Origin of the sequence: Rhodococcus erythropolis R138, assembly GCF_000696675.2 — a bacterium.
Classification (GTDB): Bacteria; Actinomycetota; Actinomycetes; order Mycobacteriales; family Mycobacteriaceae; genus Rhodococcus_F; species Rhodococcus_F erythropolis.
In genome coordinates, this window is the sequence record NZ_CP007255.1 from 4,963,205 (window position 1) to 4,977,149 (window position 13,945).

The window sequence follows — 13,945 nt, forward strand, 5'->3', positions numbered from 1 at the left end:
GGATATGGGAGTCCATCGACTTCCTGAACGGCGGCGTCAGCTCAGAGTCCACGTCGCGGGATCACAGGCCAGGCGTAGATCAGGCAGACCTCCTTCGACGACATCTGTGAAGACGTCTGTCGGACCAACCGCGTGCGAAACCCACTCCTCTTCAAGGAGCTCGTGTACCTCTGCGTCCTTCGCCTCTTCCGAGGAAAGAAGTACGACGCCACCGACCGCCCCGCCAAGCAGAATCGTCAGAACCGATGTTTCATCGTCGTCGGGACCGAAGTACATCAAACGCGATTCGTAGTCGACGTCGTGCTTTTGCGACATAGCATCCAACTTCGCTGCGAGCTCTCCATGGGTGATCTGGTCAGAGTGTGATCCGGTAACCACGACCGCGACGTCGTCCCCACTCAGCGGACGAAGCCGATCCGTGTAGTTCACGGAACGACTCGAATACGACGCCACCAATTCGACAACCCCGGACTCGTTCAGGTCGAGGATCGTATCCAGCGCGACATCAGAATCTGCACTGCCCGAAGTCAGCGTCAAGGCCACACTCGGGTTTGTTCCTCTTCCAGGCGTACGCGCTGCTCCTGTTGTAGTTCCCACGAGTACTGCCGCGCCTGCTTTGGACAGCGCCCAGATCGCCACTACCAGTTCGATGCCACGCAGCCCTGTCATCGCAACTGCGTCACCCGGGCCGATCCCAAGACTGATGAGGTGGCGCGCAAGGCGAGATGATCGTGCATCGACCTCGTGGTATGTCACTTCCTCTTCATCGCACACGACTGCTACGGCGTCAGGATCAGCCTCAACGGAGTTCGCCAATCGCTGTGGCACGAGTCGGCCCGTCGAAGCGCCAACGGCCGGGGGTGGCGTTGTGTCCACGGAGCCGAGGACTTCTGCTCGTTCGGAGTCGGTGAGCAGTTCGATGTCACCGATCGGACGTGAAGGATCCGAGGACACCCGATCGAGAACGCGTACGAATCGCTCGACATGTGCGTCGGCGGTCGCTTGGTCGAAAAGATCGGCGGCGAAAACCAAATGGCCAATCAGTCCTCCTGTGATCGGATCAGAACTGAGATTGAGTTGGAGGTCGAACTTCGCAGTCGCCTCCACACCCTCGACTGCCGAGATCTTCAGATCCGGCAGACTGAACTCGGCTCCTGCCATCGGTTCGACCGACAGTGCAACCTGGAAAAGCTCGTTCGCTGACGCCGACAACGCGCCGGTAACTTCCTCGAACGGTATGTCGCCGTTCGCAAATGCCTCGAGATCGACATTTCGAACCAGCGAGACCAATTCGCCGAATCCTGCTCCGAGGTCCGGAGCGGTCCTGAGTGCGAGCGTGTTGACGAACATTCCGACTATGTCGTCCAGTTGCTGCTCACCTCGCCCGGCTACAACTGTTCCGATCGCGAAATCTCGGCTTCCGCTCAACCGTGAGATGAGAACTGCAAGCGCGGCATGCACAACCATGAACAATGTGGCGTTGTGTTCGCGCGCAATCTCGTTGAGCCGCGTCGCCGTGTCCGCACTGACGGAGAACTCCGAGACACCGGCCTTTGCAGACATCTGCGCGGGTCGCTGACGGTCGGAAGGCAATCCGGGCGTCGACGACACACCGTTCAACGTCCGGCGCCAGAAGTCGAGTTGCTGTGCAGCCTGCGAGCCGATCTCGTCGACGCTACCGAGCACTTCGCGCTGCCAGATCGCGAAGTCCGCGTACTGAACAGTCAACGGCGTCCACGACGGCGCGGTACCGCGCATGCGGGCCTCATAGGCGACCATCATGTCTCGGGCCAGAGGTCCCATCGATTCACCGTCAGCGGCGATGTGATGAGCGACCAAGACGAATATGAAGTCTGCCGGCCCCAACTCGAGCAACCCAGTGCGTACAGGTACTTCCTGAGCTACGTCGAATCCGGTCGTCACCAACTCCACGACGCGATTGAACGCCGCGGCCTCGTCGTCCACCTGAATCGTTTCGAGAGGCGAAAGGAGTTCGTCGATCGCGACGATTTTCTGAACCGGCCCTTCGATGTCACTCGGGTAGCTGGTCCGGAGCGACTCATGTCGAACCAAAACGTCGTGAAGAGCCTGGCGCAAAGCCGCGACATCCAAGTTCCCTGTCAATCGCAGAGCCAACGGAATGTTGTATGCCGCAGAACCGGGATCCATCTGGTTTACCAACCACATTCGCTGCTGGGCCAAGGACAGAGGAAGACGTTCTGGACGTTCCCGCGCCTCCAACTCCATCCTCGCACCGGAACCTGCGGTCTTTTGCGCTACTGCAGCCAAACCTTCCACTGTCGAGTTCTCGAACAGCACGCGCACCGGGACCTGCGCATCGAGCGCCTGTCCCAATCTTGCTGCCAACCTGGTAGCGATCAACGAATTACCACCCAGCGCAAAGAAATCGTCATCCAGACCGACCCGCTCCGCGCCCAACACATCTCCGAACACCGACGCAACAATTTCCTGCACCGCTGTGACCGGCGCCCGAAACTCTGCTGCCTCGAATACCGGTGACGGGAGAGCCTTTCGATCCAATTTGCCCGAAGCATTGAGAGGAAGCTCGTCGAGGACAAGAACCTTCGAGGGCACCATGTACGTCGGAAGCACGGCCCGGGCAGACTCCAGAACTTCGGACGCATCTACTGCAGTTCCCACGACATACCCGACCAGGCTGTCGCCGAACGTCGCATCGCTGTGCAGGACGACCACCGCATCTGAAACCGCCTCGTGCGAGATCAGAGCAGATTCGATCTCGCCGAGTTCGATACGCTGCCCCCGCAGTTTGACCTGGAAATCCGATCGGCCGATGTACTCGAGCTCGCCCCGACCGTTCCACCTGACGAGGTCGCCGGTTCGATACAACCTGCTGCCGCCATCTGAGGCGCCCCTTTCCCCGCCCGCAAAGGGGTTGGCGACGAAACGCTCCGCCGTCAACGCTGCTCGGTTTCCGTATCCGCGACCGACACCGACACCACCGACATACAACTCGCCGATCACGCCCGGCGGCACCATACCCAACGACCGATCCAGAACGAACAGATCCATGTTCGGCACCGGTGCACCGATCGGAACGCTGACGGTGTCATGCGCAGTCACTGCGTGGAACGAGACCACGTCCGACGCTTCCGTCGGGCCGTAACTGTTCACCAGGCGTACGCCGCCTGACAACAAACTGCCAAGACGATTGAGCCGGATCGACTCGCCTCCAAGGAACACAACATCGAGAACGCTCAGAGCAGACTCCTCATCGGAATCCACCACGGCTTCGAATGCGCTCGGCGACATGTTCGCCACTGCGACGTCACCGTGCCCGACGCGAGCGACGATCGCATCCGGATCGAAACCGTCTGAGGCAAGCACTGCGGTCCGACCGCTGCTCAGCGCTGCCCAGACGTTCTTCTGCGTCAGGTCGAAACTGGGTGAAGACGCGATCAAAAGACCACCAGTTTCGGGCAACTCGCTGCGATACCAGGCCACCGTATTCTCGATGCCCGCCATCGGCACCAACGTCGGCTTCGGACGACCAGTCGAACCGGATGTCGAAATGACATACCCCAAGCGGTCGCCCGCACCGAGCTCACGCCATCGATCCGTCGGCCCCTCCACAATCGGCGAATCGCGAATGATGCTGTCGAGGACGATGACGTCCACCGCCAGATCGAGAGTCGTCGTACTCACCGCACATCGGGCGCCAGTGTCGGCAATTATCGCTTCGATCCGATCCTGTGGGTACGACGGATCGATCGGCCCGTACGCAGCACCCGCCTTCCACGCCGCCAACATACCTACGACCCACTCGACCGACCTCGGCACGATCAACGCGACGACGTCATCCGGACCGACGCCGGCCGCCGTCAATCGCTCGGCCACCACGTTTGCGTAGGCGTCGAGTTGCCCGTAGGTCAGCGCCTCGCCATCGCACTCGACGGCAAGAGAATCAGGGGTCTGCCCAACCTGTTCGTCGAACATCGCAGTCAGGGAGGCGCCTGCCAACGCTGTGCGCCCACCAGTGGACCAGCTGAGAAGGTTGCTGCGCTCAGCAGCGGTAAGTACGTCGATATCACCCAACCGAACTGACGGATCAACAGTGATCTCAGCAAGGATGCGCCCGAACCTGCCGGCAAAGCCTGCCACCGTCGACTCGTCGAACAGATCCGTCGCGTACGTGAACTGCGCCGCCATCCCCGCTGGTGCGCCCGCCTCGTCAAACTGCTCGACCATGGTCAACTGCAGATCGAACTTGGCCGCCACCGTGTTGGCGTCGATTCCCGCAACTGTCAGATCGCCAAGTCGAAGCACCGACTGCTCCATGTTCTGGAACGACAGCATCACCTGGAACAACGGATTACGAGCCTGCGACCGCGCCGGATTAAGCACCTCCACCAACCGCTCGAACGGCAGATCTACATGGGCAAATGCACCCAGATCGCCCTCACGAACCCGACCCAACAACCCCGAGAACGACTCCGAAGAATCCACCTCCGTCCGCAACACCAACGTATTGACGAACATCCCGATCAAATCATCGAGAACCTGCTCACCACGACCCGCCACCGGAGTACCGATCGCAATATCGGACGTCCCAGACAACCGCGCCAACAACACCGCCAACGCCGCATGCACCACCATGAACAACGACGAATTCGATTCGCGCGCAATCTTTTTCAGAGACGAGTGCTCGATTTCGCCGATCACGAACGCATGCTTGGCACCGCGATTGGACGCCACCGCAGGCCGCGGACGATCAGCCGGCAAATCCAACTGATCCGGCAACCCCGCCAACGCCGACTCCCAGAACCCGATCTGACGCGAAATCAACGACGACGGATCATCTTCCGAACCAAGAGTCTCCCGCTGCCACAACGCATAATCCGCATACTGCACCGCCAACGGCGCCCACCCCGGAACCTCGCCTCGAGAACGAGCCTCGTACGCCACCATCACATCACGCGTCAACGGCCCCATCGACACGCCATCACCACTGATGTGATGAACCACCATCGCCAACACGAACTCCGACTCCGACACCGCGAACAACCGCGCCCGAACCGGAACCTCCACCGCCACATCGAAACCGGTCGACAAGAATTCCGTCACCGCACCAACGACATCGGACTCCGACACCGCCACCGGCGACAAATCCAACCGCACCCGATCCGCAGACAACACCTCCTGGAAGCCGACACCGTCGACCTCCGGATACACCGTCCGCAAAATCTCATGCCGCGCAACAACATCCGACACAGCAGCCTGCAGAGCCGCCACATCCAACAACCCCGACAACCGAATCGCCACCGGAATATTGTTCGCCGACGACAACGTATCGAAACGGTTCAAGAACCACATCCGCTGCTGCGCCAACGACAACGGCACCAGCTCCGGACGCACCCGAGCAGTCAACGCCGCCCGCGCACCCGAACCGATCTCCGACTCCATCCGCGCAGCCAACAACTCCACCGACGACGCCTCGAACAACACCCGCACCGGAACCTGCGCATCGAGCGCCTGCCCCAACCGCGCTGCCATTCGAGTAGCAATCAAAGAGTTTCCGCCGAGTGCGAAGAAATCGTCATCCAGACCCACTCGCTCGACCCCGAGTACCGCCGAGAAAACAGAAGCGACAATTTGTTCTACCGGCGTGACCGGGGCCCGGAACACCGCAACCTCGAACACCGGCTCCGGCAACAACTTCCGATCCAACTTCCCAGAGGAATTCAGAGGCAACTCGTCCAAGACCATGATCGCGTTCGGAATCATGTAGACAGGTAGCGATTCAGGAAGCGCATTCCTCAGGACTTCTACGTCGATCACAGAATCCGGGACAGCGATCACATATGCGACCAGCTGATCGCCCATATCGGTGGATGCCACAGTGACCACGCACTGAGCTACCGTCGAATGCGCCAGCAGAGCTGACTCGATCTCACCCAGCTCGATCCTCTGACCACGGAATTTGACCTGAAAATCGGTACGCCCGACATACTCGAGTTCGCCTGCGGTGTTCCACCACACCAGGTCCCCGGTGCGATACATCCGACTGCCACCGGGATTGATTTCACCGTTCGTGTCGCTCGCCTCCACAAATGGGTTCGCGACAAATCGATCACTGGTGAGATCGGGTCGCGCGACGTAACCGCGCGCCAGTTGATCACCGGCCAGATACAGCTCACCTGCAACGCCTACCGGCACCGGCTGCAACCGACTGTCCAACACGTAGACCTGCGAGTTCCACTCGGGCACCCCGATCGGAATCCCTGTCGATTCCGATCCATCGACCTCGTAGTAGGTGATCGAGACCGCAGCCTCGGTTGGGCCGTACACATTGTGCAGGCTTGCAGACGAAACCTGAGCGAATGCACGTACCGTCTCCACCGGCAACGCCTCACCGATCACGAAGACGTCCCTCAGCGACACCAACGCCTGCTCTGGAACCGAAGCCGCGAAGACGGTCAACATCGACGGAACGAAGTCCGTCAGCGTCACCCGATGATCTTCGATCAGACCAGCCAGATACGCGGGATCTCGATGTCCGTCGTGAGATGCCAGCACCACTCTCGTACCGGACAGAAGCGCGGTGAAGTATCCCCACAACGAGACGTCGAATGTCGTTGCAGTCTTTTGCAGATAGACATCTTCTGTGCCGATGGCGTACTGATCCTGCATCCACAGGACCTGGTTCACGATGGCGTGATGCGAGACCGCAACGCCCTTGGGCTTGCCCGTGGAACCCGAGGTGAAGATCACGTAGGCGGCATTCACATCACGCAGTCGTCCACGACGATCAGCATCGGAAACGACGGAAGGCGAATAGCTCGAGAGGTCAGCAGCATCGATCAACAGCACGTCGGCGCCGTTCGGCGCTACGAAAGCGTCCCTCGTCGTCGACAGCACACAGACTGGATCGGCCGTCGTGAGGATGTGCCCGATCCGCTCGGCGGGGTGATCGGGATCCAATGGCACGTAGGCTCCGCCCGCGGCGATCACCGCGTACATACCCACTACGAGATCGAGCGACCGACGCATCGCCAAGGCCACCAACGACTCGGGCCCAACACCATCGTCTATCAGCTTGCGTGCCAATTTGTTCACACGATCGGACACCTCGCCATAGGTCAGCGACTGGCCGTCGAACACCACGGCAACAGCATCGGGCGCCAACGCAACGCGAGTGTCGAACAGCGAAGCCAATGTCTCACTGTTCCCGACGTCACGTGCGGTGGAGTTGCGCGCAGTCAACAGCGACTCGCGCTCGGTCTCCTCCAACAGATCGATGTCACCCACAGTGATCGACGGATCCACGACCACCTGCTCGAGGATCCTGGTGAACCGATCTGCGAATCCACGAATCGTCGACTCGTCGAACAGATCTGTGGCGTATGCGAACTCGGCGAACATGCCGTCTTCGAGCGCATCTTCGACACGGGGAGCGAGAGTAAGTTGAAGATCGAATTTCGCGATACCGGCATCGAACTCGAGGCCCGACACCTCCAACCCCGAAAGCTCCAACGCATCCTGGGACATGTTCTGAAAGAACAGCGCGACCTGGAACAGCGGGTGATGTGCCTGCGATCGGGTGGGGTCCAGTACCTCGACCAATCGCTCGAACGGAACATCGCCGTTGCCGAGCGCCTGAAGGTCCGTCCTCCGCGTTGCCGAGACGAGTGCACTGAACGGACTGGCGAGGTCGACAGGAGTCCGCAGGACCAGCGTATTCACGAACATACCGATCACATCGTCGAGCGCCTTTTCGCCTCGCCCTGCAACCGGAGTACCGATCACGATGTCACTGGTACCGGACAACCTTGCGAGAAGCACGGCGAGGGCCGAATGCATCACCATGAACAGCGACGCGTTCCGCTCGCGTGCGAGTGAGTCCAAGCTCGACCGAATCTCTTCGCTGACGGAGAAGCGATACGTAGCGCCACGATTCGAGGCGACGACCGGGCGGGATCGGTCAGCTGGTAACGCAAGCACTTCCGGAGAATCACGGAGGACGGAGCGCCAGTGGTCCAGCTGAGCCGAGATCAACGAATTCGGGTCGTCCTCGTCGCCGAGGACCTCCCGCTGCCAGAGTGCATAATCGGCGTACTGCACCTCGAGCGGAGTCCAATTCGGAACGCCGTTCGAAACCCGAGCGGCGTAGGCAACCATGACATCCCGAGTCAGCGGACGCATCGAGAACCCGTCCGCTGCGATGTGATGCACAACGAAGGCCAGAACGTACGAATTCTCAGCAAGTTCGAACAACCCGACGCGAACCGGAACGGTTGACGTCACGTCGAAACCCTGGAGCGCGAAACTCAGAAGTTCGTTGTAAACGCGTGAGGCGTCGATGACCTTCGGTGTCAGTTCAACCGGCACCTCGGACGACGGGAGGACTACCTGCTGCCCTTGCCCACCTTGCTCCGGGTAGACGGTCCGTAGCGACTCGTGACGTTCGATTACATCCGAAATCGCATGACTCAGCGCCGAAACATTCAGGGCGCCTTTGATATTCAATGCGATCGGAATGTTATTGACGGCAGAATCAGGATCGAAGCGGCTGAGGAACCACATTCGCTGCTGAGCTAGTGAGAGTGGGATCAACGCCGGCCGTGGGCGGGCCACGAGCGCGGCCCTCCCTCCTGCCCCTGCGATCAACTCAACCTGCGCTGCCAAACCTTCGACGGTCGAAGCCTCGAACAACACTCTCACCGGAACCTGAGTGTCGAGCGCTTGACCTACGCGAGCCACCAACTGCGTTGCGACCAAAGAGTTTCCGCCGAGCTCGAAGAAGTCGTCATCCAGACCGACCTGTTCCAACCGGAGAACATCTCCGAAGACGCCGGCCACAGCGATTTCGGCGACACTCGACGGTGCCCGAAACTCGCGCGCCACGAACACCGGATCCGGAAGAAGTTTCCGATCCAACTTCCCCGACACACCCAACGGCAACTCATCCAGCACCATCACCACCGCCGGCACCATGTAACCCGGCAGCCGACCCGCAACAACTCTCTTCAACTCGTCAACGTCCACCACACCACCAGCGGCCGTAACGTACGCAACCAACACATCCTCACGCACAACCACAACTACCGACGACACCGACTCGTGCTCACGAATCACCGACTCGATCTCACCGAGCTCGATCCGCAAACCGTGCAACTTCACCTGAAAGTCACTACGACCGATGTACTCCAACTCGCCCGACGCAGTCCACCGCACCACATCACCCGAGCGATACATCCGCCCACCATCACCCGAGAACGGATTCGCCACAAATCGATCCGACGACAAATCCGGCCGACCCACATATCCACGAGCCAGCTGAACACCCGCCAGATACAGCTCACCCGCAACACCTACCGGCACCGGACTCAATCGAGAGTCCAGAACAAACACCTGCGTATTCCATACCGGAGCACCGATCGGCACCCCCAGAACATCCTCCGGCACCACCTCGTGGAACGTCACATCCACCGCAGCCTCGGTCGGACCATACAAATTGTGCACCCCGACACCCGGCAACACAGCCCACACGTCGGCAACAACACTCGCCGGCAACGCCTCACCTGACGCGAACACCCGAGTCAACGAAACACACCCAGCCACAGACGAATCCGTCACGAAAACCTCGAGCATCGACGGCACGAAATGCACCGTCGTCACACCCTCCCCCACAATGACCGACGTCAAATACCGCGGATCACGATGCCCATCCGGCACGGCCACCACCAACCGAGCACCAACCTGCAACGGCCAGAACAACTCCCACACCGACACATCGAACGTGAACGGCGTCTTCTGCAACACCACATCCGACGAATCCAACCCGTACTCGTCCTGCATCCACGCCAACCGATTCACAATCGCCGCATGCGAAACCGACACGCCCTTCGGACGTCCCGTCGACCCCGACGTGAAAATCACATACGCCGAATTCCCCGACAGCAAAGGCGAGACCCGATCAATATCCGAAACAGGGTTATCCGAAAAACCAGACACATCAACAACATCAACCTCGACCACCGGCACCACACCGGCATCGAATCCAACGTCAGAGGTACTGATCACGCATACCGGCGACGCCGACTCCAACACGTACGCATTGCGCTCCGCAGGCTGATCCGGATCTACCGGAACATACCCACCGCCAGCCTTGAGCACGCCGTAAACCGCAACCAACAAATCAACCGACCGACGTACCGCAACACCCACCAACGACTCCGGCCCCACACCCACCGAAACCAGGTACCGGGCAAGACGATTCACCCGCGAATCGAACTCCGCATATGACAGCGAAACACCCTCGAACGACACAGCTACCGCATCCGGCGACGCCTCCACCTGAGCATCGAACACGTCCACCAACGACACATCCGCAACCTCATGCGCAGTGCCATTCCACGACTCGAGCACCAAAGATCGCTCACCCGAATCGAACATATCCACATCGCCAACCCGCACCGAGGGATCGGCAACCATTGCTTCGAGAACTGAAATCAACCGCTTTCCGATTGATTTGGCAGACGACTCGTCGAACAGGTCGGTCGCATAGACCAGTGCGACGGTCAAACCACCGACCTTGTCCGCGGTGTCCGATTCCCACACAGTGAATTGGAGGTCGAACTTCGCGGCCGACGACTCTACGTCCAGTCCGGAAATGCGCAGTCCCGGAACCTCCAGACTTTGCTGCATGCTCTGTCCCAAGTTCTGCAGCGAGAGCATCACCTGGAACAACGGGTTCCGTGCCTGAGACCGGGCGGGGTTGAGTACCTCCACCAGTCGTTCGAATGGCACATCGGCGTGCCCGAAGCCGCTGAGGTCGGATTCGCGCGCCCGCGAAATCATGTCCCGTGCCGAAGCTTCGAGATCAACCTCCGTTCGGAGGACGAGTGTGTTGACGAACATTCCGATCAGGTCGTCGAGAGCTTGATCGCCTCGACCGGCGACCGGTGTGCCGATCACGATGTCCGAAGTCCCGGACAACCGCGCCAGCAGAATCGCCACGGCACTGTGCAACACCATGAACAGGGATGCGTTGTTGTCCAGCGCAATTCGATTGAGAGCCTGGTGAAGGTCAGGCTCGATCGTGAATGTGTGCCCGGCTCCCCGGTTCGACGCGACGCGCGGGCGCGGGCGGTCCGACGGAAGATCGAGCTGATCGGGGATACCGGCCAACGCGTGGCGCCAGTAGTCGACCTGGCGAGTGATCAGAGAATCCGGGTCGTCCTCACTGCCGAGAACTTCGCGCTGCCACAGTGCAAAGTCGGCGAACTGTACGGGCAGCGGAGCCAGATCATGCGCAATTCCCTGTGTCCGAGACACATAGGACGAAACGATGTCCTTGGTCAACGGTCCCATGGAGAACCCGTCACCGCTGATGTGATGGACGACGAACACGAGGACAAATTCGTCGGCGGTGGGTTGGAAGAGTGCCGCCCGAATCGGAACCTCGGTGGTCACGTCGAACCCCGGGGTAACGAAGTCGGTCACGCGCTCGACGATCGCCGACTCGTCTACCCGTATGGGAGTCAGGTTCGGTACCACGGCTGCAAGGTCGACCAAGCGCTGATATCCGACGCCGTCGACCTCCGGGTACACGGTTCGAAGGATCTCGTGCCGCTCGATCAAATCTTCGAGCGCGCCCTGCAAGGCATCGACATCGAGCGCTCCGCTGAGACGCAGCGCGACCGGAATGTGGTCGACTGCCGATTCTGGTTCGAATCGGTTGAGGAACCACATGCGCTGCTGCGCCAAAGACAGCGGAACCAACTCGGGGCGCTCGCGAGGGATCAGGGGAACGTGAGCCTTGCAGTCTTCTGAGATTTTCGCTTCGTCGATGAAGACGGCAAGTTCTGCGGCGGTGGGTGCGTCGAAGAAGTTGCGCATGTCGATGGAGATGCCGTGTTCGGCATTGATCCGCGCAACCACGCGAGTGGCGAGCAACGAGTTGCCGCCCAGCTCGAAGAAGCCGTCGTCTGCCCCTACCCGATCCTGCCCGAGTAGATCGGCAAAGATCGCGACCACGCCGGCTTCGGTGGGTGTCGCAGGCTCGCGGTACTCGACCGTCTTCGACACGAATTCGGGTGCGGGCAAGGCTTTTCGATCCAGCTTGCCGCTGGCATTGAGCGGAAACTCGTCCAGTTCGACGAACATGGCAGGGACCATGTAGTCGGGTAGCCGTTCACCCAGCGACGACGTCAGAATCTCTGAATCGATGCCCTCGCCGACGATGTACGCGACCAAGTTGTCACCGATCGTTTCGTCCGAATGGACGATCACCACGGCTTGGGAAACACCTTCACAATCGAGCAGTGCCGCCTCGATCTCACCGAGTTCGATGCGCAGACCGCGGAGCTTGACCTGAAAGTCAGTGCGACCGATGTATTCGAGCTGGCGGTTCGCTCCGACGCCGCGCCAACGCACCAGGTCTCCGGTTCGATACATCCGCGATCCGTCGGTAGTGCCCGGCCGAGCCACGAAACGGTCTGCCGTGAGATCGGGACGCGACACGTATCCCCTGGCCAGCTGAATCCCGGCAAGATAGAGCTCTCCTGCCACTCCTGAAGGCGACGGCCGGAGCGCGTCGTCGAGCACCAGGAGTTCGGTGTCTGCCACGGCCGCGCCGATCGGCACGGACACCTGATCTCGCTCACCGGTTTCGTAATAAGTCACGTCGACGGCAGCCTCGGTCGGGCCGTACAGATTGTGGAGTCCAGCACTGCTGACCTCGCGCAGACGTGCCGCGGTTCGAGCCGGCAACGCCTCACCGGAAGCGAACACGTAGCGAAGGGTTTTGACCTGCGCAACAAGGGGTTCGGCGACGAACACGGCGAGCATCGACGGCACGAAGTGCACCGCCGTCACTCCGCGCTCGATCATCGTGCGAGCCACGTACACCGGATCACGATGTCCGTCGGGTTCCGCGATCACCAGCGATGCACCGACCTGCAGCGGCCAGAAGAACTCCCACACGGACACATCGAAAGTGAAGGGCGTCTTCTGCAAGATCACGTCGTCGGCAGTGAATCCGTACTCGGTCTGACGCCATTGCAGGTTCGCGACGATGGCACGGTGAGAGACTGCAACGCCTTTGGGGCGTCCGGTCGATCCGGACGTGAAGATGACATACGCAGTGTTGTCCGCGCGCAGCGGCGCCAACCGGTCGGCGTCGGTGACAGTTGTCTCGGCACGACCCGACAAGTCGAGGGTGTCGACGTCGAGCGTGGGCGTACCGTGCGGCAGCACCACGGCATCGGACGTACGTGTGAGCACAGCCGTGGGCTTCGCGATCTCGAGTACGTAAGCGAGACGGTCGGCAGGATGATCCGGGTCGAGTGGAACGTACGCGCCGCCGGCCTTGACGATCGCGTACATCGAGACGAGGAGATCGATCGATCGACGCATCGCGAGACCGACGAGGCTGTCCGGTCCGACACCTGCCGCGACGAGTTCACGGGCCAGGCGGTTCGCTCGCGCGTCGAACTGCGCGTAGGTGAGCTGCGTTCCGGCGTAATCCAGCGCGAGCGCATCCGGCGTCCGCTCGACCTGCTCGTCGAAGAGTCCTGCGAGGGTCACGTGTGCATCGGACTCCGACGCGACCTCGACGATCGAAGTGCCGTCGGTGATGAGACGGTCGACCACCGCGCCGAGACCGTCGGCCTCGCTGCCGATCAGCTCTGGCAGCACCGTGGAAACGACAACAGGAACCAGGGCATCCGCCCCCAATGCCCCACCCATCGCGGTGTCGAGAGTGACCAACTCGTCATTGAGTCGTCCGTAGCTGATTTCGGTTCCACCGTGGCTCAGGGCCACACGATCAGGATCTACCGCCGCAACTGCAGCTACCAACTTCGGCAGATCTTCGATCGTCAGCGACTGCGGTCCCGGAATACCGACGGACATCTACACTTCCTCCAACTGACTTTCGTGAAGTGCGCCCCGGCCGAGCACA

At 60.6% G+C, this 13,945-nt stretch carries 1 protein-coding gene; it reads right to left on the reverse strand.

The window, feature by feature from the left end:
- Nucleotides 1-36 precede the first annotated feature (36 nt).
- Entirely contained in the window at nt 37-13,896 is a 13,860-nt protein-coding gene (locus tag H351_RS22815; RefSeq protein WP_059016358.1) for a non-ribosomal peptide synthetase, read from the reverse strand.
- Between the last annotated feature and the right edge of the window lie 49 nt (nt 13,897-13,945).

Excerpts from the sequence above, each read along its gene's own strand:
- H351_RS22815 (WP_059016358.1), bottom strand. The coding sequence starts at position 13,896 with ATGTCCGTCGGTATTCCGGGACCGCAGTCGCTGACGATCGAAGATCTG.